The organism is Streptomyces durmitorensis, from assembly GCF_023498005.1.
Lineage (GTDB): Bacteria > Actinomycetota > Actinomycetes > Streptomycetales > Streptomycetaceae > Streptomyces > Streptomyces durmitorensis.
This window is the reverse complement of record NZ_CP097289.1, coordinates 9226727-9247071: the sequence shown is the minus strand read 5'-3', so window position 1 is coordinate 9247071 and position 20345 is coordinate 9226727. Positions and strand designations below refer to the sequence as shown.

Here is a 20345-nt window from a genome sequence, read left to right as displayed (position 1 = left end):
CGGTCAAACGGGTGCGCCAGTCTTCGCGGGGGTCCCACGGCCCGCCTCACCTTTCGGGGGTGAGCCGTCCTGGGGCGGTCCTGCCGCGCGGGCGACGAGGGTGATCGCGATCTCGTACGCGGCCAGCAGCGCGCCGACCACGAGCAGCGCGGTCCACGACGACAGGAGCAGCGCGATCAGGGCCGCGACCACGGCTCCCGACACCCGCAGCACGTCGGCGTGCTGGGCCAGCCACGGCCGCACCCGCGCGCCCTCGGGGAGCCGCTCGCCGGCCTTGGCCACGAAGTGCCCGGTGGCCCGCACCCCCTGCGCCGTGTGCCGGCGCAGCGCCACGGGCAGGCGTCCGGGTCCCACCAGATACGCCAGCACGGCGATGGCGATCCCCAGCCACAGCAGCTGGTCGCCCCGGTCGCGCAGGGTCGTGAACACCGTCCACAGCGCGGCCTGTACGCCGTCGCGGTAGACGCCGGACGGCACCTGGTCGAGCAGTTGGTCACGGACCGCGCGCAGCACGGTCGAAAGCACCGTGACGGTCACCACCAGCCACAGGCCCAGCTGGAGGAGGGTGCGCCGCCGCTGGGGCGATATCCACAGGGCAAGCCCGAGCAGGACCGGCACACCGATCACCAGGCCCACCACCGCGCGCTTGAACAGCAGGACGGACTCCTGCAGTTGGCCCAGCTCGTTGCGGTTGTAGAGGCGGATCTGCGCGAAGTCCTCGGGCAGCGAGACGCCGAGCGCGCTCTCGATGCGCTCGTGCAGGCCCGGCGGTATCTCACCGGAGGAGAGGGCGGGCAGGTCCAGCTTCTTGCCGAACAGGGTGGGCAGTTGCTGCTCCAGGGAGCGCAGCGCGTTGTTGACCATCGGCAGCAGGTTCAGGGTGACCGTGTCGCCGCTCACCCGCACGTTCTCGTTGCGTTCCTCGAGCACCTCGACGATCCGCTCGTGGGCGAGCCGGTTCGTCGCACGCCACAGCTCCTGGAACCGGTCCGTGGCGATGAGTTTGGAGATCGAGTCCCGCAGATAGTCGTGGACGGCTCCGGTGACCGGTGCCGCGAGGAAGGACGCGCGCGGCGGAAGCGTCTCGGACAGCCGCTGCTCGACGTCAAGTTGGTCGAAGATCTCACGCGTCAGATAGCTGGAGACGGCGGCGTTCACGTCGGGGTCCTCGGGCAGCGGCCCCACCGTGGCGATCCAGCGGTCCGTGTTGAGCGTGGTCCGCGCACCCCACACACCCACGATCGAGGTGACGGCGAGGACGGCGACCAGCGCGATCAGCACGGCCGCCACGGTGCGCCGGAGGGACAGCAGGCGGACCTTGCGCCGCCGTTCGGTGCCGGCCCGGTCACGCAGTGCGGTGACCTCTGCCCGCAGGCGCTCCAGTTCGGACTCGTTGGTGCTCTCCCGGGTGCGCCCGTCGTCGCCGGGGTCCGGTGTCTCGTGATGAGTCATGGGCGTCGTACCTCCGCCTCCCACCGTCACCGCGCCCGTGCCCGCCTTGCTCACCTGCGGCGGGTGACGCGCCGTACCGGCTGCCGACGCTGTGATGACGGCCGTGACGGGGGACGTGACGGCGGCACATCCGCGAGAGGAGACACGATGGCTGGGATCGGACCGGTACAACTCCTGACGGTCGAGTTCGGACCTGACGCCAAGTTCGAAGGACGGATCATCGAGGAACTGGCGATCCTTGAGGCGAACGGACAGATCCGCGTCCTGGACATGCTCTTCGTCCGCAAAGAGCCCGGCGGGAATCTGTTCGCCCTGGACTTCCAGGCCGAGGGCATGGGAGAGACGGTCGCCTCGCTTCTCGGGATCTCCGAGGAACAGGTCCGTGCCGCGGAGGAGACCCACCCGAGCCTGGCCGAGGGCAACGCCTTCGGCCTGACCCTCACGGAAATCAGGGAGATGGCCGAGTCCCTCGACCCGGGGGCCGCCGCGGCATTCATCCTGCTGGAACACATCTGGGCCAAGTACCTGCGCAAAGCCCTCCGCGACGCCGGCGCGGTGCCGGTCGCCGAGGGCTTCCTCACCGAAGAGGCGCTGGCCCCCGTTCTCACCGAACTGACGGCAATGGCGCAGAAGTTGGGTGACCCGGTCACACCTCAAGCAGGGCCGCACCCGACGACCGACAACCACCGCAGGAGGGCCTGATGGCCGATCTCGTCGTGCTCGGATTCTCGGACAAGGAGAAGGCGGAAGGGGTTCTGCGGCTCGCCAAGGAACTGCACCGCCAGGAACTGCTCGACCTGGAGGACGCGGCACTCGCCTGGCGGACCATGGACGGCAAGCTCCATGTGCGTCAGACGTTCAGCACCACGTCCACCGGCGCGGCCAGCGGCGCCCTGTGGGGCTCGCTGTTCGGGCTGCTCTTCCTGATGCCGGTGTTCGGTGCCGCGGTGGGAGCCGCCACCGGAGCCGTCGCCGGAAAGCTCACCGACATCGGCATCAACGACGCCTTCGTCAAGGAGACCGCGAGCGCCCTCGAACCGGGCCGCGCCGCCGTCTTCGCCCTCGTCCGGCGTTCGACACCCGACCGCGTACGTGACGCGGTGCGTCCCTTCAACCCCACCGTGATCCGTACGTCGCTCACCAAGGACCGGGAGGAGGAACTGGTCAAGGCCCTTCAGGAGAAGTGACCGCAGGCGGCCCGGCGCTCCGGGCCGGGCCGCCGTGGCAGGCGCCGTCCCCCACGGGAATTTCACCCGGGTGAGATGGCGCCTGCCGCGCGCTCCCGCTGCGCGGTCGACCCCATACTTGCCGCAGCCGCACCACTTGGCTCCGAGAGCGAGGTGCCGCCCATGGCCGAGTCCTCACGCCCCGCACGGGACACCGGCCCGAACCAGGCCTCCGTCGGCACGGCACCCTCGCTGCCCCCTTGGCTGGTGCCCAGACCCCGTCTGACGGGCCGTCTTGTGCGGGGCGTCCTCGGACCGCTGACGGTGATCGTGGGGCCCGTGGGCGCCGGCAAGACCGCTCTCGCCCTGGAGTGGGCGCACACCCGGCGTCTGCCGGGCCCGCTCGCCTGGGTCAGCTGCGACGGCCGGGCCGAGCAGTCCAGCGTCTTCTGGCCGCGCGTGATCGGCGCGCTGCGCGAGGCCGGCGTGGACGTGGCCGAACCCGTCACCTCGGAGGCGGAACCGCTGCTCGTGGCGGCGCTCGCCGCCGATCTCAACCGACGCGGTGAGCCGGTGGTGCTGGTCCTTGACGACTTCCAGCCCACGCCCGGCTCCCCCATCGCGGAAGGGGTCAGCAGCCTCCTGCGGCATCTGCCGGGGGTGCTGCGCCTGGTGGTGCTCGCCCGCCGTGACCCTCCCCTGCATCTGCACCGGGGCCGGCTCACCAGCGAGGTCACCGAGCTGCGCACCGGCGACCTGGCCTTCGACGACCGGGAGACGGCGGCGCTCCTCGCCCAGCACGGGATCGACGTGCCGAAACAGACGGTGACCACGCTCCGACGGCGCACGGACGGCTGGGCGGCGGGGCTGCGTCTTGCCGCGATGTCCATGGAGAAGCGATCCGATCCCGAGCGGTTCGTCACGCAGTTCGCCGGCGACGACGAGGCCGTCGCCAGCTACCTCGTCGAAGAGGTGCTCGATCAGCAGCCCGACGGCATGCGCCGACTGCTGCTCACGACGAGCGTGCTGGATCGCGTGAACGCCGAACTGGCCGTCGAGCTCTCCGGCGAGGACGCGGGCCGGCACTTCGCCTCCCTCGTCCGCGAGAACTCCTTCCTGCAACCCGTCGGCCAGGGCTGGTACCGCTGCCACCAGATGTTCGCCGACGTACTGCGGATGTGCCTGCGCCACGAGAAGCCCGGCCTCGTCGCCCAGTTGCACCGCCGCGCCGCGGCCTGGCTCGGCGAGCACGGTCTGCTGGCCGACGCCGTGCGGCACTTGCTCGCCGCGGGCGACTGGGGCACGGCGGGACGGCTGATCGTGGACCGCCTCGCGATCGGCCAGGTGCTCGGCCTGACCAGGCTGCGGCTGCCGAACGAGCTGACCCGTCGGCTGCCCGAGCAGCTGCCGGCGGAGCACCCCGAACCGGCGCTGCTCGCCGCGGCGGTCGCCCGGGTCCGCGACGACGACCAGGCGTGCATGCGCTACCTCGTCCTCTCCGACCGGCTCCTCGCGGAACTGACGGCGGACGAGGACCGCATGGCCCGGTGCCGCCTGGCCCGCGCCGTCATCCGCATGGACCAGCTGCGCTCCCGGAGCCCCCAGGAGGCGCGCGCCGCCGCGGCCGACGCGGAGTCGGCCCTCTCACGCCTGCCGCACGCGGTGCTCGCGCAGCGCCCCGAGATCCTCGCCCTCACTCTGGCCATCCGCGGCAGCGGCGAGTTACGGACCGGCGGCCTCAAGCCGGCGGAGGCCTCCCTGACCGGAGGGCTCAAGGCCGCGGGCGCCGCCGGGAACGGCGCACTGCGCCGGGACTGCCTCATCGAACTCGCGCTCCTCGAGGCGCTGCGCGGCCGCTTCCGGGCCGCCGACGAGCTCGCCGCCCAGGCCACCCAGCCACCCCTGCCCGCCTGGACCGTGGCGGAGCGCTCGCAGGCGTGCCTGCATCTCGTACGCGCCTGGGTCGAACTGGCACGCGCCGAACCAGGCCGCGCCCGGCACGAACTCACCGGCGCCAAGGCCGTGTTGGGCGGATTGCCCGACGACTTCCTCGCCGAGATCGCTTCCCTGGTGGCGGGGCTCGCCACGGTGGTGGAGCAGGGCGGTTCCGCGCCCGCTCCGATCGCCGAGGTGGTGGCCGCGTCCCGGCTGCCCCGCACTGTGCTGCGGGCCCTGGTGCCCGCCTGTGTCTCCCTGCTCGACTCCGCCCGTCACAGGTCGCCCGCCGCCGCGCCGCAGCACACGGCCGCCCGGCCGGCCCTCACCGTCGTGTCCGCCCCGGCGGCCCCCGCCGAGCGGCTCAGCGCGCGGGAGCGCGACGTCCTGAACCGGCTGGCGCAGATGATGACCACCGAGGAGATCGCCGAAGAGCTGTACCTCTCGGTGAACACGGTGAAGACGCACCTCAAGAGCGTCTACCGCAAGCTCGCCGTGACCCGGCGCTCGGCCGCGGTCCGGCGGGCCCGCGAACTCCAGCTCCTGTGACTGTGGCTTTGGCTTTGGCTGTCAAGTTGGCTCTGGCTTTCCGCCCTGCACGAGCCCCAGCACGCGGGCACGCTGCACGGCTTCGGCCCGGGAGGCCACGCCCAGCTTCCGGTAGACGGCGCGGACATGACTCTTGACGGTGTTCACCGAGACGTACAGGTCCTCGGCGATCTCCCGCAGCGGCACCTCCTGCTGCAACCGGCACAGCACCACCAGCTGACAGCTCGTCAACGGCCTCGGAGGCGGTGGTACGGACACGGGCCGCCGCGACTGCTCGGGCACCAGGGCCAGGACAGCCGCTGCCTCGCCCACCAGCGCACCCGCGCTGCGGAGATCACCTACGTCCCCCGCGATACGTACGAGGGTGCCGGCGACCCACACCAGACAGGCCGTCACGCTCGGATCGGCCGTGCCCACCGTCCCCCTCGAGCCACCTCCAGACTCCGTGCGCAACGCTGCGGTCATGCCCCTCACCTCCCCATGTGCAGGGCATTACCCCTACACCCTGGGGCGGCCGGCACGCCGGTGGAAGGGGCCGGTCAGCCCTTTTCGAACGGGGGCTCGATCCTTACCGCCGCCCCGTCCACGCCGCTGGCCAAATGCCGGTGCCGAGACCGGTCTAGGTGCTGGTGCCCGGTACCCGGCGCACCTCGAGGAGTTCGAGCCCCAACGCCTGGATGCGGTCGAGGATCCCGTACAAGGCTGCCTGGTCGAGTCCCACACCGAGGAGCACCGTTTCGGCGGGGCGCAGCACGACCGTCAGCTCTCCGAACGCCGACCGGAAGGCCTCGCCGATCCTGCCCCGGACGCGGATCTCGAAGTCGGCGCCGCCGGGTGGTGTCCCGGCCGGTTCGGGCCCCGAGCTTTCGTGTGCCCCGCCCATGGCGCCACCTCCAGTGCGACGGCCCTGCGTCAGCCGCCATTCTCCTGGCGGCACGGCCGACGGCATCACCTCGTGCGGGTGACGGTGGCGCCACCTGGGCTTCCGGGCTCATCCGCTGCGGGTGAACCGGCCGGGCGGCGCCGGGCGGGATGCTCCGGGTCCACCGAGGAGGAGGTTCGACATGGCAGATCAGATCTCGCCGGACCAGACGCGTTCCGGCGCGCCCGAACCGCAGCCCCACGTCAGTCCGGTCGCCGTCGGAGGAGTCGTCTTCGCCGTATGCGTCCTGGGCATCATCGGGTCGTTCCACGCGATCGCGGGACTCACCGCGATCCTGGACGACAACTTCTACCAAGCGCAGAACGACTACCCGTTCGACTTCGACGTCAACGTCCGCGGCTGGGTCCAGATGCTCACCGGCGTCCTGGTCCTCGCGGCGGCGCTCAACATCTTCAGCGGCCGTACGTGGGCCCGCGCGGTCGGGATCGCCGTCGCGGGGTTCAGCGCGTTGGAGAACTTCTTCTTCACCCCGTACTACCCGGTGTGGTCGGCCATCATCATCGCCCTGGACATCCTCGTGATCTGGTCGCTGACCATGTACGGGCACCGTCAGGCCCACAAGGTCTACGGGGCTCCGGTGTAGCGAGAGGACACCTCAGTGCCGGGAGGTCAGCCCGAGCCTGCTGATCAGACGCCAGTCGAGCCTCGGCCGCTCCCGGTAGGTCCCCGGCCGCAGCCGGGGCACGACCACCCGCAGCACCCCGGGCCGCACCTCGCAGTGCACGGGGACGCGCAGACGCACCGCCTCGCCGTCGATGCCGACCGGGATCTCCTCCTGGTCGGCGTCGACGACCACGGAGGCCGCGGTCGCCCGGGTCAGCCCGGCGGACTGCGCTCCGCGCAGCAGCCCCGCGGCCTGTGCGGCACTCGTGACGTGGACACCGACGCAGCCAAGGGTCCCGCCGTCCAGGCGTGTGCGGCGGCCGAGGCCCGCGATGTCGTTCGTGCCGTAGGGGTTGTTGCTCACGAGCAGGGCCTGCGGATCCGTGAAGTCGTGCTCCCCGGCGCGTGCCGTCAGCCGCGCACCCCGGTGGCCCACGAGGAGATCGGGCAGGAGCCCCAGGGTGGTGCGGGTCTTGCCGTCCCGGTAGGCCGGGCTCTGCACCACTTCGGCGTACGCGCCGAACGACACGTTGTTGACGAAGGGCCGCCCGCCGGCCCGGCCGAGATCCACCCGCAGTTCCACCCCGTCGCGCAACGCGTCAAGGGCCTTCGACGGGTCCTCGCGGTCCAGGCCCAGATCGAGGGCGAAGTGGTTGCGGGTGCCCGCCGGGATCACCAGGAAGGGCAGGTCGAGGGCGGCGGCGACCTCGGCGACCAGCGCCTGGGTGCCGTCACCGCCGGCGACGCCGAGCAGATCGGCGCCCTCGGCCGCGCACTTGCGGGCGAGGGCCGCCACATCGGTCTCGCCGGGCCCTTCGAGGAGCACCACTTCGGCGCCCAGGGCACCGGCCCGCTCGTCCAGGGCGAACCGCCGCACCTTGCCGCCGCCGGAACGCGGATTCATGATCAGGACCGGGTGTACGAACGTCGAGGCCGGCTGCTCGGGCATCTGGTCCGGGGCAGCGTGCCGGGCGAGGGCCGCCCGGCCCGTGCCCGCCGCCAGGAGCCACAGACCGCCGGAGGCCAGGACCACCCAGGTGAGCCGGGCCTGGGTGAACTCCACAAGCACCCAGATCGGCGTGATGAGCGCAAGCAGCGCCGCGAGGATCCGCGGCAGGCCACGCCTGCTGAGGATCCACCACACCGCGGCGGCCGTGATCGCCAGGCCCGCGAGCCCCACGCCGAGCAGCGCGAAGGTCTTCAATCCCGCGAACACTCCGAGCACCAGCACCGCGGCAGCGGCGGATGCCAGGGACGCACGGGCCAGCCATCGCTGTCCTCGCATCGTCGGTTCCATGCCTCTCAGTCTGTGGCCTCGGAGCGCCCCGGGCCTCACCCCTGGAAGGCGACTTCACACCACCGGGGTGACGCCGAGCGGCCGCGCCGCGCCCAGAGTCCTCAGCGCCTGGAGGGAGCACACCATGACCGAGACCACGCACCATCACCTCACCCCGCAGCAGCGGGCGGCCCTGGGTAGGGCGGGCCGGTCCCGTGCCCGGCGGTCCTGCCACGCCGAGTTCGCGCCCGCGCCCGACCGGCCCGACCCCGTCGACGTGATCGAGCGGCAGTCGGCGAGCCGGATCCCCGAGCTCGTGCCGATCCGCTACGGCCGCATGCTCGAATCGCCGTTCCGCTTCTTCCGCGGGGCGGCCGCCATCATGGCCACCGACCTGGCCACCACCCCGGACAGCGGTCTGCGGGCCCAGCTGTGCGGGGACGCGCACATGTTGAACTTCCGGCTGCTCGCCTCGCCGGAGCGGCATCTGATGTTCGACGTCAACGACTTCGACGAGACGCTTCCCGGACCGTGGGAGTGGGACGTCAAACGCCTCGTGGTGAGCCTCGTCATCGCCGGGCGCGAGAACGGCTTCAGCCCCTCGCAGCGGGCCCGCGTGGTGCGATCGACGGTCCGCTCGTACCGGGAGTCGATGCGGGGATTCGCCCGGATGCGGACGCTCGACGTGTGGTACTCCCGCATCGACGTGGAGGATCTGCACGCCACGCTGTCGGCCAAGCTGGACTCGCGAGCGCGGCGGAGGGTGTCCCGCACGATCAGCAAGGCCCGCACCCGTGACCATCTCCAGGCCCTGGAGAAACTGGCCCGGGTGGTCGACGGCCAGCTGCGGATCGCCCCCGACCCGCCCCTGATCACTCCGCTCGACGACCTCATGCCGGGGGTCGAGCGCAAGGAGCTCGAACATCAGCTGCGGGACCTGATCGACCGGTACGCGACGACGCTTCCCGCCGACCGCCGGGCCCTGCTGGCCCAGTACCGGGTGGTCGACATGGCGCGGAAGGTGGTCGGGGTGGGCAGCGTGGGGACGCGCTGCTGGATCATCCTGCTGCTCGGCCGGGACGACGGTGACCCGCTGCTGCTGCAGGCGAAGGAAGCACCGGCGTCGGTGCTCGCGGAGTTCGCGGGCGCGAGCAGCCACCTCAACCAGGGCGAACGGGTCGTCGCCGGGCAGCGTCTGATGCAGGCGACCAGCGACATGTTCCTGGGCTGGGAGCGGGTCGAAGGGCTCGACGGTCGTGAACGCGACTTCTACGTACGGCAGTTGCGGGACTGGAAGGCCATCCCCCAGGCCGAGCTGATGACCCCCGACGTCATGCGCCTCTTCGGCCGGATGTGCGGTGCGACCATCGCCCGCGCGCATGCCCGCTCCGGTGACCGGATCGCCATCGCCGCCTATCTGGGCGGCTCCGATTCCTTCGACCGCGCCCTGGCCCGGTTCGCGGAGTCGTACGCCGACCAGAACGAGCGTGACCACCGGGCGCTGGCCGCCGCGGTGCGGGACGGCCGGGTGACCGCGGCGCCGGATCCGTCGGCGTGAGAGACCGGTCGCCCACCGGGCGTCAGCCGTCGGCGCAGGAAATCCTCCTCGGAGAGCAACCGGCCGACGGCGACGCCGAACACGACGACGGTGAAGAACAGGATCAGCCAGGACAGCAAGGTGAACACCGAGCCGAGTGCCCCGTAGCGACCTTCGCTCATCCGGAGCGCACGGGGCAGCCACAGCCCCGACAGAGAACAGAACGAGACCACTCCCGTGCCCGTCAGCAGGGCGCCCGGCAGCAGGGGAAGCCAGGGCACCCGGCCGGCGAGCAGCAGGTGCTGGGTCCACCACCACATCAGGACCGACGCCCCCAGCTGCAGGGGCACGCCCAGGACGGGGCCCGCGCCGAACGCCCGGTGCAGCATGCCCTGCACGATGAGCATCGCGATCCACACGAGAAGCCACACGGCCCAGCGCCAGGCCACGAGCCGCACACCGGAGCGGGGCAGGTCCCACGAGCGTTCGCACATGCGTTGCAGGGCGCGGGTGAAGGCGGTGGCGGACAGCAGCGCGACCAGCACGCCCGCCGCACCCCAGCTGTGCAACGCCGTGTCACCGCCCGCGGCCACGCCCTCGGCCTGCGCCACCACGGGCCCGCCCGAACCGATGAGGGTGCGCAGCGAGCGCAGCAGTTCGCTCCGGACGGCCTGCGGGCTGAACGAGGCCACCGCGATGAGCATCGGCAGCGCGGCCAGGAACGCCTGCGCCGCCAGGCGCGTCGACATGTCAAGGATGGTGACGCGCACGAGCTGCAGGACGACGCGTCCCGCCAGCGGCCGGGCCGCACCGGCGATCGGCATGACGGTGTCCTCTCGTAGCAGGACCAACTCCTGCCGGACACCTTCTGGTTCGGTGCCTCGCCGCACGTCGCCCGCTCCGGGTGACGTACGCAGGTGACCGTCCGAGTCGGCCCCGTCATCACGACACGCCGAGGCAGCAGCACGCCAACTTCGCCGCAATCGGAGTTAGTTGCCCCAGACATGTGCCAAACACGCCCCGATGGGGTCATGATGGAAATCTCTCACCTCCCTGTCCCACCAGGGCAGATGAGGGATACGCGGACCGATGCCACGGCCCGGCAAGACGCCTTGCCGCGACCTGCCCATCGGTACGCCACTCACGATCACCCTGGCCCCCGGTGAGCCCGTTCCCCTCCCCTCCCTTGGCACATGTCAGGCCTCGTCCACACCGAGGATGCCATCATGATCAACGGCGCCCCGCCCGCCAGCAACGGGCATCTGCACACCTACCGCACGCAAGGTCATCTGGTCCTGGAGTTCCGCGGCGCCATCGACATCAGCGCCGCCCTCGACATGGCCCCTGCCCTGGACGCACACACAGCACGGCCCGCCCTCACCGCGATCATCGACCTCAGCCCTGTCGACTTCTTCGACTGCTCGGGCCTGCGCCTGCTGTGCCGGGCCCGCCGGCGCATCCTGGAACACGGCGGCCGCCTGCAACTGGTCTGCTCCCGCCCGCTGACCCTGCACATCCTGCGGGTGACCGGCCTCCTTCCGGTCTTCGACCCCGTTCCCTGCCTCGCGGACGCCCTGGGCCAGCCCGATGCGGAAGCCGGCTGACCGCTCCCTGCCCGCCGGTCGCCCGGAAGGCCCGCACTCGTGTGGCGGCTGTCCACTGGTGGTGTGGCCACACGCCGGGACGATCGGAGGGAACGGGTCCCGCGAGGAGGGGTAAGGCCACATGGAGCCACCACGTCAGCCCTACGGCTACGAACCGGGGTACGACAACGGATCGCCACAGGGCTACAGCGGGCCTTCCGGCTACGGGCAGCCCTCCGAGTACGGGAACCAGGCGCCGCCCTCGCGCTCCCGCGTCGACGCCGGGCGGCTGTGGATCGGCGGCCTGGTCACCGCGCTGGTCGCCGCCCTCACCGCCGTCGTCGGGCTGCTGCTCGTACGGGGCATCCTCGGCATCCCGGTCTTCGCGCCCGAAGGTGACGGCGCGATGGGCGATGCCTCGACCGGGCTGCTGGCCGGCGGTGCCGCGCTGGCCGCCCTTGCGGCGACGCTCCTGCTGCATCTCCTGATGCTCGGCACGCCCCAGGCAGGCCGCTTCCTTGTCTGGATCGTCTCCCTGACCACCGTCGTGATGGTGCTGCTGCCCTTCACCTTCTACGCGTCGCTCGAAGCCCAGATCGGCACGGCGGCCGTCTACCTGGCCATTGGCGTCGCCATCGGCTCGCTTCTGTCGGCCGTGGCGCGCGGGGCCGTGCGCGGCAGTCAGGGGCAGTGAGGCAGGAGCGGCAAGGCGGGGCTCACGGACGCTCCCTGAGCCCCGTCGCCCTGGTCACGAAGGCCTCGTGCAGCTCCCTCACGGCCCGCGGAAAGGAATCACTGCGGCGGCGCTGAAGGACCACGAGGACACGGGTGGTCTCGTCCGTGAGCGGGCGGTGCGTGATCATTCCGGCCCGCTCCAGCGGGTCGCCGATGACGCTGAAGTCGGGCAGGAGCGCGGCCCCTAGGCCTTCGGCCACCATCAGCTTGCCCAGTTCCGCGCCGTCCGTGGAGTACGCGAAGGACGGCGGTGAGCCGCCGAGGAGGCGGTGGGCGTAGCGGTGCATGACGTAGCCGGCGCGCATCGCGATGAACGGTTCCGTCTCCAGGTCTGCGGGCGAGACCGCCTTGAGACGGGCCAGCGGGCTGTCCGGGTGCAGGCAGACGACGGGCCTGCCGCGCAGCAGCTCCGTGGTGTCGACGTCGGGCGGGGTGTCGTCGCCGTCCAGGTAGTTGACCAGGCCCAGGTCGAAGCGCCCCTCGCGCAGGCCGCGGTGGATGTCGTCCTGCTGCGAGCCGACCATCTCCACCTGTGTCGCCGGGTGGGTCTCCCGGAAGGCGCGCACGGCGGGGACCAGGAGCGGGGCCGTCGCCGCGTTCACCGTGCCGACGCGCACCACACGGCTGGACTGGTGCTGATCGTGCGCGGCCCTGCGCAGCCGGTCCACCGACTCCAGTACGCCGATGATGTGCGGCAGGAGCTCACGGCCCTCGTCGCTGACCTTCACGCCGGAGCGGTGACGGTCCAGGAGCGAGACGCCGAGCTCCCGCTCGAGGTTCCGCACGGTCTCGCTCAACGCGGGCTGGGAGAGGTGGAGTTCGCCCGCGGCGCGGCGCAGTGAGCCGAGCCGGGTGACCGCCTCGATGTACTCGAGCTGCTCCGTCCGCATGCCGCGCGCCTCTCACCGAACCCCCGATGTGGGAGGGAAACCCTATCAGGGCTTAGTGATTACCGACTCGACGTCCCGTGGGGGCAGCTGCTTGAATCGAGCACATGAATGCAGTGCGATCCCCCCTCACGCGGCGACGGTACGTCGACCTCGCGCGGGTGTGCAGCGCCTGCTGTCGCCACGGCCGCTGAGCATCCGCCGGGCACTCCACCGTCTCTCGTGCACGTGAACTCCGCGACCTGCCGGGCCTGTTGACGGCCCGTGCGCTTCCCTGTCGGGTCTGACGGGTCCCGCCTACGTGCCGAGCAGCGCCGCGCCCTTCGCGACTGCGTGCATCCGCAGGCCTGCCGCCTGCCCGCCTTCCCTCGCCTCCCCCTGCCTCGCACCACCGGCCCACGTGGCCGCGTACCCGAAGGACTTCCGCCATGGCCACCGTTCTCACGCTCACCGGCAGCGCATCCGCCCCCGGCTCCTCCCGCACCGCGCGTCTCGTCAAGCACCTGGGCCGCGACCTCGCCGCGCAGGGGCACCGGGTGCGGTCACTGGACGTACGCACGCTGCCCGCCGAAGCGCTCCTGTCCGCGGACACCTCGCATCCCGCCGTCGCCGAGGCGGTCGCCCTCGTCGAGGACGCCGACGCGCTCGTGGTCGGCACACCCGTCTACAAGGCGGCGTACTCAGGCGTACTCAAGACCTTCCTCGACCTCCTTCCGCAGTACGCGCTGCGCGGCAAGCCCGTCCTGCCGCTGGCCACCGGCGGCTCCCCCGCCCATGTCCTCGCCGTCGACTACGCGCTGCGGCCCGTCCTCACCTCGCTCGGTGCCGAGGTAACCCAGGGCTGGTTCGTCCTGGACCGCCACATCACGGCCGCCGACGACGGGACGGTCAGCCTCACGCCCGACGCGGACGCCGGCCTCGCGCCCGTCGTCGACCGCTTCCGCGAGGTGCTCGCGGAGCCGACGCGGCTCGCGGTCGCGTGAGGGGGCAATCGGCTTTCCCTTCCGCACGGAGAGCGCCACCCCACATCCCTCCTCCTCCCTCCCCGGCACCCGAAAGGCCCGCCCATGCCCCGTATCCCCGCCTCCGATGCGGAGGCGATCGCGCTCGCCCGTCAGGTGGCCGAGCGTTGCGCGAGCTCACCGAAGCCGGTCTCTTCACGCTCTCGATCCCCCGCTCGTATGGCGGGCCCGAGCTCGGTGCGCAGCCTGGGCGAGGCGTTCACGGAGCTGACGGCCGGTGACGCGAGCGTCGGCCAGATCCCGCAGAACCACTACTTCTTCGTCAACGTCCTGGCCCACGCGGGCACCGAGGAGCAGCGCGCCTTCTTCTACCGGGAGGTCATCGCGGGGCGGCACTTCGGCAACGCGCTCTCCGAACGAGGCACCCGTACGGCCCGTGAGTTCGCCATCGGCTTCGAACGGCACCCCGACGGCGGCCGCGTCCTGAACGGCACCAAGTTCTACGCGACCGGATCGCTCTTCGCGCACTGGATCCCGGTGTACGCCGACGACGAGGAGGGCCGCACGCATGCCGCCTGGGTGCCGGCCGACCATCCCGGCGTGCGCGTCGAGGACGACTGGAACGGCATGGGCCAGCGCACCACCGGCAGCGGCACCGTCCGCTTCGACCAGGTGCGGGTGCCCGCCGAGCACATCGTGCCCGTGTACTCGGTCTTCGAGAAGGACGAGGTGTTCGGCGCCTTCGGCCAGTATCTGCACGCGGCCATCGACACGGGCATCGCGGTCGGCGCCCTGCGCGAGGGCAAGCGGCTCATCCATTCCCTGGCCCGCCCCCGCCTGGAGGCGAGCGTGGAGCGCGCCGCGGACGAGGGCGCGGTCATCGACGGCTTCGGCGAACTCGCCCTGCGGGTGCGCTCCGCGCGCGCCCTGCTGCGCGAGGCCGGTGACGCCCTGGACGCCGCCCGCGCCGAACTGACCGAGCAGAGCGCCGCCGAGGCGTCGGCCGCGGTGGCCGCGGCCCGCGCGCAGTCCGACGCGGTGGCCCTGGCCGTCTCCAGCGGCATCTTCGAGCTCATCGGCACCCGCGCAGCGGACCGGGACCTGAACCTCCACCGGCACTGGCGCAACGCCCGCACCCACACCTTGCACGACCCACGCCGTCTCAAGCTCCGCCACCTGGGCGACTGGGAGCTCAACGACACCCCGCCGCCCCGCAACGGCCTGGTGTGAGACCAGCCCGACTTCACGTCCACATCAACCACACCGACGACCCCGCTCATACGACTCACATGGCTCACAGAGGACCCCCCCCCACCCATGCCCCTGACCTTCCATTGGTTCCTGCCCACCAACGGCGACAGCCGCCACATCGTCGGCGGCGGCCACGGCGTGCCCACCGGTGCCGCCGGGGGCGACCGCCCCGCCACACTCGCCTACCTCACCCAAGTGGCGCGTACGGCAGAACAGTTGGGCTTCGAGGGAGCACTCACCCCCACCGGCGCCTGGTGCGAGGACGCCTGGCTGACCACGGCGATGCTGGTGCAGTCGACCGAGCGCCTGAAGTTCCTGGTGGCCTTCCGCCCCGGTCTCGTCACTCCGACCCTCGCCGCGCAGATGGCGGCGACCTATCAGCGGCACTCCGGCGGACGCCTGCTCCTCAACATCGTCACGGGCGGCGAGGACCACGAGCAGCGCGCGTACGGGGACTTCCTCGGCAAGGACGAGCGCTACGCCCGCTGCGACGAGTTCCTGCACATCGTCCGCTCCCTGTGGCGCGGCGAGACCGTCGACTTCCGAGGTGACCACGAACGCGTCGAACAGGCCCGCCTCGCCCGCCTCCCCGCCCCGGTGCCACCGGTCTACTTCGGCGGCTCGTCAAAGGCGGCGGGCCCGGTGGCGGCCCGCCACAGCGACGTGTACCTCACCTGGGGCGAACCACCTGCCCAAGTGGCCGAAAAGATCGCCTGGATCCGCACACTGGCCAGGGCCGAGGGCCGCGAGGTCCGCTTCGGCATCCGCCTGCATGTCATCGCCCGTGACACGGCCGAGGAAGCCTGGGCCCAGGCGAACCGCCTCCTGTCGGGCACCGACCCGTCCGTGATCAGCGAGGTGCAGCAGGGCCTGGCCCGCTCCGGCTCCGAGGGCCAGAAGCGCATGCTGGCCCTGCACGGCGGCAACACCGACCGCCTGGAGATCTACCCGAACCTATGGGCAGGCATTGGCCTCCTGCGGGGCGGCGCGGGCACGGCCCTGGTCGGCTCGCACACGGAGATCGCCGACCGCATCGCGGAGTACCACGCCCTGGGCATCGACGAGTTCGTGCTCTCCGGCTACCCGCACGTGGAGGAGGCGTACTGGTTCGGCGAGGGCGTGCTGCCGCAGCTGGCCACGCGGGGCCTTTGGCGCCACCCCGCGGCGGCATCACTCGACGAGACACCGGCGGCGGTGCCGTTCGCCTCGTAGCCTCCTGACTCATCCTGCGGCGGGGCGATAGCGCACGTTCGAGCAGTTGGCGGCCGATCGGGCAGACCGGACGGGCGCCCCGAACTCATCGCCGCATGTTCGGACCGTTCGGATTCTCGGCCGGGGGCTCGAGCGTCATCGGTCCGTACCGCGCGGTGGGTGCCTCGGTCGTCAGGGCCCAGTAGCGGTCGCCGTAGGACCAGTGCCACCACTCCGTGGGGTAGTTGACCAGGCCCGCCGTGGCGAGAGCGGCGGTGAGGGTGCGGCGGTTGCGGCGGGCGGTCGGGGTGATGAGGTCGCAGTCCATGTAGCAGGCGCCCTCGCTCTCCTCGGGGCTCGCGTTGACCGGGGTGCCGAGATCGAGTTCGGTGCCGGACGTGGTGCACAGGGTCAGGTCGACCGCGGCGCCCGCGACGTGCGGGCCCACTTCGGGCGGCGAGAGGGAGCGGCTCGTCTGCCGGTGGAGGTAGGCGTCCGACCAGTCGGGGTTGGCCTTCCTGAGCTCGGCCGCGTAGTCGTCGAAGTACTGGATCTGCAGGGCGAGCGGGCGGTATCCCTCGGTGACCAGGAAGCGCAGGCCCTCGGGCAGCAGCCGGGCGGCGCGGGCCAGGCGCCAGGCGACGCCCTCGCGCAGCTGGGCGTAGGACCCGGCCGGGTCGGCGAGGCGGTCGTCGACGTCCAGGAAGGGCAGTTGGCGCAGGTCGACGAGGGCTTCGCCGCATTCCTCGACCTGTATGCCGACGACTCTGGGGTCGTTCATGAGGATGATCGGCGACATGCTTGCCCCTTCGTGGCGACGGTGGCGGGCACAGCTCCGGGGACGGGCTGCCGCCCGCCCCCGGAGTCCCCTCCGTGCCCTGGCAGGGGCTCTACGCGACGAGCGGCCCACACGACCGACGGTGTCGGTGGTGTGGGCCGTACGAGGCATCAGTGGCCTTCCCCCGTGCTTCCCCCGATGAATTCCGCTGAGTCCCCCGTTGTTTACTGCGATCCCCCGTTGCCGTGGGCACGTACACCCGCCGACATCCACAGCGTGACGCAGCCCGCTGCAAGTTCTCTGCAAGTGCGCGGTAAGCGGACTTCAGGGCACCGCACGCCGGGACCGGGTCAGAGTCCCGGCTCGTTCCGTTCGCGCGCCTCGTACGCCGTGAAGACCTCCCGCGCCTCGGCGCGCAGCGCACCTGCCGCCACCCGGTCGCCCGCGGCCTCCCGCGCCGCGGCGAGATCGCGCAGGGTGCGGGCGCGGGGCAGCGGCAGCCCCAGGTCGTTCCAGAGGGCGGCGGCCGCGGTCAGGTGCTGTTCCGCGGTGTCGAGGCGGCCCGCGGCGAGCTCGCACTCGCCGAGGGTGCGCAGGCCCAGTGCCTCGCCGAAGCGGTCGCGCTGCCCTCGGCAGACGTCGAGTACCGTGCGGATCTCTGCCGCCGCTTCGGCCGAACGGCCCAGCCTGATACGGGACTTGGCCCTGGCCTGCATCGCGTACGCGAGCATGAGCGGGTCACCCAGCGTGCGCAGGAGGTCCACCGCACGGCCGGAGAGGTCCTCCGCGGCCCCGTACTCGCCGAGCGCGCGGTGCACCAAGCCCAGCGAGCGCAGCGTGAGGGACTCGCCGCGGCGGCTGCCGAGCCTTCGGTAGGCCCGCAGCGACTCGTCGAGGAAGGCGCGCGAGGCCTCGAAGTCGCCGAGTTCGAGCTGGACGGATCCGGCGTACCGGCAGGAGAGGCCGATGCCCGGGTCGTCGCTGAGCCGGCGGAAGCCGTCGACGGCGCGGACGAGGGTCTCCTGCGCCGCGCGCAGCCGCCCCGCTTCCCGCAGCGCGCTGCCGAGCCCGGCGAAGGCGGCGGCCCGGCCGCGTATGTCACCGAGTTCGTCGCAGAGCCCGGCCGCCTGCTTGAAGTAGCCCTGCGATTCGGGGAACCGGTCCTGTTCGTAGCGGAGTTGGCCGAGGCCGATGAGCAACAGGGCCTCGCCCGCGCGGTCCTCGGCGCGGCGGGCGGCGGCCAGGGCCGCGTCGTGGGTGCGCCACCAGGCTTCGAAGCGGTTGCCGACGGTGTACGCGGAGGAGCACAGGGCGGCCGCCGCCTCGCAGGAGAGGGTGTGCAGGTCGAGGGCCGCGGCGCGCTCGACGGCGGCGGCGATCGCGTCGGCCTCGGCCTCGAACCAGGCGGCCGGGTCGGCGAGCGCCCGCTGGGTGGCCTCCGGCCCCACGGGGCAGACGAGCTTGCGCAGGGCTTCGCCGGCGGCTCCGCCCGGGCCGCCCGCGTCCAGGAGGCCGCGGTGCAGTTCGACGGCGCCGGACGGCGTCGCGGACGCGGCGCGGCCGGTCAGCCAGAGCCAGGCGCCCAGCGCGCGGCCGACGGCGGCGGCGCGTTCGGCAGGTGGGTCCTCGGCGTCGGCGCGTTCAGCGGCGTACACGCGCACCAGGTCGTGGGGCCGGTAGCGGGGCTGGCCCGCGCGGTCGACGCCGGTGCAGTGCAGGAGCTGGGCGTCGATGAGTTGTTCCACGACGCGGTCGGCCTCGGCCTCCGGCACGTCGAGCAGCGCGGTCACCACCCACGCGGCCACATCGGGCGCGGCGAGCAGGCCCAGGCGGCGCAGGGCGGTGCGGGCGGGAGCATCCAGGGCCCGGTAGCTCATGCCGAGGCCGGCCCGTACCTCCAGGTCGCCGACGGCGAGTTCGTCCAGGCGGTGGTGTTCGTCCGCGAGCCGGTCGGCGAACATGCGCGCGGTCCAGTGTGTGCGGGTGGCGAGGCGGGCGCCGGCGATGCGGATGGCGAGCGGGAGCCCGCCGCACAGCTCGACGATGCGCCGGGCGGCGTCCGGTTCGTCCGTGACGCGCCGCTCCCCCGCGACGCGGCCGAGGAGTTCGGTCCCGGGCTCCGTGTCGAGCACGTCGAGGTCGGCGCGGTGGGTGCAGGGCAGGGCGCCCAGGCGGGCCCGTGCGGTGATCAGGACCCCGCAGGTGGCGCTTCCCGGGAGCAGCGGGCGCACCTGGGACTCGCTGGCCGCGTCGTCGAGCACGAGCAGGACGCGGCGCCCCGCGACCAGGCTGCGGAAGAGGTCGCGCCGCTCGGCGTCCCCGTCGGGCGGGTCCGCTCCCAACGCGTACAGGAGCCGCCCGAGCACCTCGCCGGGTGCCACGGGGTCGGTCGCTCCCCGCAGCTCGGCGTACAACTGCCCGTCCGGGTAAGCGTCGGCCACCTGGTGCGCCGCCCGGACCCCCAGGGTGGACTTGCCGACGCCGCCGGGCCCGGACAGCACGACGACCGGCATGGCCTCGCGCGTCCCCGACAGCGCGGCCCGTACATCGGCGAGTTGCGTGTCGCGCCCGGTGAAGTCACCGATGGTGGGCGGCAGGAGGGCCGCCACCGGGACGGCGACGGCGTCCCTGGGCACCGCGGGGTCGGGGGCGTCCGGGGCCACCGGCAGGAGCGCTTCGTCCGCCCGCAGGATCGCCTCGTGCATCCGTCTGAGGTCGGGGCCCGGATCGATGCCGAGCTCCTCGGCCAGTACGTCGCGCCCGTCCACGTACACGGCGAGCGCGTCGGCCTGGCGTCCCAACCGGTAGAGGGCGAGCATCAGTTGGCCGCGCAGTCGCTCGCGGGTGGGGTGCGTGGCGACCAACGCGGTGAGCTCGGCCACCAGTTCCCTCTCGCGGCCGGTCTGCGCGAGGTCCGCGGCGATGCGCTCCTCCAGGGCCGCCTGCCGCGCCTCTTCCAGCTGGTCGGCCATGGCCCGCAGCGTCTCGCCGATCCCGCCGAGCGCGGGACCGCGCCACAGGGCCAGGGCGTCCCCCAACAGCCGGGCGGCCGCAGCGTGATCGCCCTCCGCCGCGGCCTGCCTGCCCTGTACGGCCAGGCGCTCGAACTCGACACGGTCGACGAGGGTGGCGTTCGCGTGGATCAGGTAGCCCGGCGGCCGGGTCTCGATGGCGTCGGCGGACAGCGCGCGGCGCAGCGCGGAGACGTACGACTGGATCAGCGAACGTGCCGTGTCCGGCGGCCTCTCGCCCCAGATGGCGTCGATCAGCGCGTCGACGGACACCACGCGCCCCGGCTCCAGGAGCAGCGCAGCAAGGAGCGCTCGGGGCTTGGGCCCGCCCAGGGCGAGCCGACGGCCCGCGCGCCATGCTTCGACCGGGCCCAGCAAGCGGTAGTCGGTGTCCGTGTTCACGCCCGTCTCCATGGGTCCTTGCCCCGCGCCGCCCCCACCGCCTCCGAGCCCCCGAGCCCCGATCGGCTGGTCATAGTACGTCTG

18 protein-coding genes and 1 pseudogene are annotated in these 20345 nt (G+C 72.4%); 11 read left to right on the top strand and 8 right to left on the bottom strand.

What is annotated here, in order from left to right:
• Window positions 1–3: 3 nt before the first annotated feature.
• The gene (locus M4V62_RS40870) at window positions 4–1452 is read right to left on the bottom strand and encodes a hypothetical protein (RefSeq protein WP_249592255.1); all 1449 of its coding nucleotides are present in this window, start codon (window positions 1450–1452) and stop codon (window positions 4–6) included.
• A gap of 147 nt (window positions 1453–1599) precedes the next feature.
• On the opposite strand from M4V62_RS40870, the gene M4V62_RS40865 reads away from it, so the two are divergent.
• The 3 genes from M4V62_RS40865 to M4V62_RS40855 all read left to right on the top strand — a co-directional run bounded on the left by M4V62_RS40865 (window position 1600) and on the right by M4V62_RS40855 (window position 5102).
• Window positions 1600–2154: a DUF1269 domain-containing protein gene (locus tag M4V62_RS40865; protein WP_249592254.1), complete on the top strand. Its 555-nt coding sequence runs from the start codon at window positions 1600–1602 to the stop codon at window positions 2152–2154.
• Window positions 2154–2639, top strand: a complete 486-nt coding sequence (locus tag M4V62_RS40860; RefSeq protein WP_249592253.1) for a DUF1269 domain-containing protein — start codon at window positions 2154–2156, stop codon at window positions 2637–2639. Before M4V62_RS40865 ends, M4V62_RS40860 begins: the two co-directional genes overlap by 1 nt.
• Before the next feature lie 162 nt (window positions 2640–2801).
• Complete coding sequence (locus tag M4V62_RS40855) at window positions 2802–5102, top strand: LuxR family transcriptional regulator (RefSeq protein ID WP_249592252.1); 2301 nt, start codon at window positions 2802–2804, stop codon at window positions 5100–5102.
• A 21-nt stretch (window positions 5103–5123) separates the two neighbouring features.
• Here the strand turns inward: M4V62_RS40855 and M4V62_RS43660 are convergent, their stop codons facing one another.
• Together M4V62_RS43660 and M4V62_RS40845 are read right to left on the bottom strand one after the other, a co-directional pair.
• On the bottom strand, window positions 5124–5567 hold the full coding sequence (locus M4V62_RS43660) for a response regulator transcription factor (protein WP_283779139.1): 444 nt from the start codon (window positions 5565–5567) through the stop codon (window positions 5124–5126).
• Window positions 5568–5721: 154 nt separating this feature from the next.
• Complete coding sequence (locus M4V62_RS40845) at window positions 5722–5985, bottom strand: hypothetical protein (protein WP_249592251.1); 264 nt, start codon at window positions 5983–5985, stop codon at window positions 5722–5724.
• 181 nt (window positions 5986–6166) lie between these two features.
• Between M4V62_RS40845 and M4V62_RS40840 the strand changes: the two genes are divergently transcribed.
• Window positions 6167–6628: a DUF7144 family membrane protein gene (locus M4V62_RS40840; protein WP_249592250.1), complete on the top strand. Its 462-nt coding sequence runs from the start codon at window positions 6167–6169 to the stop codon at window positions 6626–6628.
• Window positions 6629–6640: 12 nt separating this feature from the next.
• Here the strand turns inward: M4V62_RS40840 and M4V62_RS40835 are convergent, their stop codons facing one another.
• The gene (locus tag M4V62_RS40835) at window positions 6641–7945 is read right to left on the bottom strand and encodes a diacylglycerol/lipid kinase family protein (protein ID WP_249592249.1); all 1305 of its coding nucleotides are present in this window, start codon (window positions 7943–7945) and stop codon (window positions 6641–6643) included.
• Window positions 7946–8069: 124 nt separating this feature from the next.
• Between M4V62_RS40835 and M4V62_RS40830 the strand changes: the two genes are divergently transcribed.
• Complete coding sequence (locus M4V62_RS40830) at window positions 8070–9482, top strand: DUF2252 domain-containing protein (RefSeq protein ID WP_249592248.1); 1413 nt, start codon at window positions 8070–8072, stop codon at window positions 9480–9482.
• Between the two features lie 56 nt (window positions 9483–9538).
• Here M4V62_RS40830 and M4V62_RS40825 read toward each other — a convergent pair.
• A pseudogene (locus tag M4V62_RS40825) lies at window positions 9539–10210 on the bottom strand (YhjD/YihY/BrkB family envelope integrity protein); the annotation flags it as partial.
• 444 nt (window positions 10211–10654) lie between these two features.
• Here M4V62_RS40825 and M4V62_RS40820 point away from each other — a divergent pair.
• Window positions 10655–11065, top strand: coding sequence for an STAS domain-containing protein (locus M4V62_RS40820; protein ID WP_249592247.1), 411 nt, complete (start codon window positions 10655–10657; stop codon window positions 11063–11065).
• Window positions 11066–11186: 121 nt separating this feature from the next.
• Entirely contained in the window at window positions 11187–11738 is a 552-nt protein-coding gene (locus M4V62_RS40815) for a DUF6069 family protein (protein ID WP_249592246.1), read from the top strand.
• A gap of 22 nt (window positions 11739–11760) precedes the next feature.
• On the opposite strand, the gene M4V62_RS40810 is transcribed toward M4V62_RS40815, so the two are convergent.
• Complete coding sequence (locus tag M4V62_RS40810; protein ID WP_249592245.1) at window positions 11761–12669, bottom strand: LysR family transcriptional regulator; 909 nt, start codon at window positions 12667–12669, stop codon at window positions 11761–11763.
• A gap of 104 nt (window positions 12670–12773) precedes the next feature.
• On the opposite strand from M4V62_RS40810, the gene M4V62_RS44015 reads away from it, so the two are divergent.
• From M4V62_RS44015 to M4V62_RS40795, 4 genes are all read left to right on the top strand, one after another.
• Complete coding sequence (locus tag M4V62_RS44015; protein ID WP_425575174.1) at window positions 12774–12860, top strand: putative leader peptide; 87 nt, start codon at window positions 12774–12776, stop codon at window positions 12858–12860.
• Between the two features lie 234 nt (window positions 12861–13094).
• On the top strand, window positions 13095–13649 hold the full coding sequence (gene ssuE, locus M4V62_RS40805) for an NADPH-dependent FMN reductase (protein WP_249592244.1): 555 nt from the start codon (window positions 13095–13097) through the stop codon (window positions 13647–13649).
• A gap of 198 nt (window positions 13650–13847) precedes the next feature.
• On the top strand, window positions 13848–14858 hold the full coding sequence (locus tag M4V62_RS40800) for an acyl-CoA dehydrogenase family protein (protein WP_249592243.1): 1011 nt from the start codon (window positions 13848–13850) through the stop codon (window positions 14856–14858).
• An 87-nt stretch (window positions 14859–14945) separates the two neighbouring features.
• On the top strand, window positions 14946–16091 hold the full coding sequence (locus tag M4V62_RS40795) for an LLM class flavin-dependent oxidoreductase (protein WP_249592242.1): 1146 nt from the start codon (window positions 14946–14948) through the stop codon (window positions 16089–16091).
• An 85-nt stretch (window positions 16092–16176) separates the two neighbouring features.
• Here the strand turns inward: M4V62_RS40795 and M4V62_RS40790 are convergent, their stop codons facing one another.
• On the bottom strand, window positions 16177–16869 hold the full coding sequence (locus M4V62_RS40790; protein WP_249592241.1) for a M15 family metallopeptidase: 693 nt from the start codon (window positions 16867–16869) through the stop codon (window positions 16177–16179).
• 329 nt (window positions 16870–17198) lie between these two features.
• Window positions 17199–20261: an AfsR/SARP family transcriptional regulator gene (locus tag M4V62_RS40785; RefSeq protein ID WP_249592240.1), complete on the bottom strand. Its 3063-nt coding sequence runs from the start codon at window positions 20259–20261 to the stop codon at window positions 17199–17201.
• Window positions 20262–20345 lie beyond the last annotated feature (84 nt).

Excerpts from the sequence above, each read along its gene's own strand:
- M4V62_RS40870 (WP_249592255.1), bottom strand. The coding sequence starts at position 1,452 with ATGACTCATCACGAGACACCGGACCCCGGCGACGACGGGCGCACCCGG.
- M4V62_RS40835 (WP_249592249.1), bottom strand. The coding sequence starts at position 7,945 with ATGGAACCGACGATGCGAGGACAGCGATGGCTGGCCCGTGCGTCCCTG.
- M4V62_RS40790 (WP_249592241.1), bottom strand. The coding sequence starts at position 16,869 with ATGTCGCCGATCATCCTCATGAACGACCCCAGAGTCGTCGGCATACAG.
- ssuE (WP_249592244.1), top strand. The coding sequence starts at position 13,095 with ATGGCCACCGTTCTCACGCTCACCGGCAGCGCATCCGCCCCCGGCTCC.
- M4V62_RS40800 (WP_249592243.1), top strand. The coding sequence starts at position 13,848 with ATGGCGGGCCCGAGCTCGGTGCGCAGCCTGGGCGAGGCGTTCACGGAG.
- M4V62_RS40830 (WP_249592248.1), top strand. The coding sequence starts at position 8,070 with ATGACCGAGACCACGCACCATCACCTCACCCCGCAGCAGCGGGCGGCC.
- M4V62_RS40820 (WP_249592247.1), top strand. The coding sequence starts at position 10,655 with ATGTCAGGCCTCGTCCACACCGAGGATGCCATCATGATCAACGGCGCC.
- M4V62_RS40810 (WP_249592245.1), bottom strand. The coding sequence starts at position 12,669 with ATGCGGACGGAGCAGCTCGAGTACATCGAGGCGGTCACCCGGCTCGGC.
- M4V62_RS40855 (WP_249592252.1), top strand. The coding sequence starts at position 2,802 with ATGGCCGAGTCCTCACGCCCCGCACGGGACACCGGCCCGAACCAGGCC.
- M4V62_RS40865 (WP_249592254.1), top strand. The coding sequence starts at position 1,600 with ATGGCTGGGATCGGACCGGTACAACTCCTGACGGTCGAGTTCGGACCT.
- M4V62_RS40845 (WP_249592251.1), bottom strand. The coding sequence starts at position 5,985 with ATGGGCGGGGCACACGAAAGCTCGGGGCCCGAACCGGCCGGGACACCA.
- M4V62_RS40815 (WP_249592246.1), top strand. The coding sequence starts at position 11,187 with ATGGAGCCACCACGTCAGCCCTACGGCTACGAACCGGGGTACGACAAC.
- M4V62_RS40840 (WP_249592250.1), top strand. The coding sequence starts at position 6,167 with ATGGCAGATCAGATCTCGCCGGACCAGACGCGTTCCGGCGCGCCCGAA.
- M4V62_RS40860 (WP_249592253.1), top strand. The coding sequence starts at position 2,154 with ATGGCCGATCTCGTCGTGCTCGGATTCTCGGACAAGGAGAAGGCGGAA.
- M4V62_RS43660 (WP_283779139.1), bottom strand. The coding sequence starts at position 5,567 with ATGACCGCAGCGTTGCGCACGGAGTCTGGAGGTGGCTCGAGGGGGACG.
- M4V62_RS44015 (WP_425575174.1), top strand. The coding sequence starts at position 12,774 with ATGAATGCAGTGCGATCCCCCCTCACGCGGCGACGGTACGTCGACCTC.
- M4V62_RS40795 (WP_249592242.1), top strand. The coding sequence starts at position 14,946 with ATGCCCCTGACCTTCCATTGGTTCCTGCCCACCAACGGCGACAGCCGC.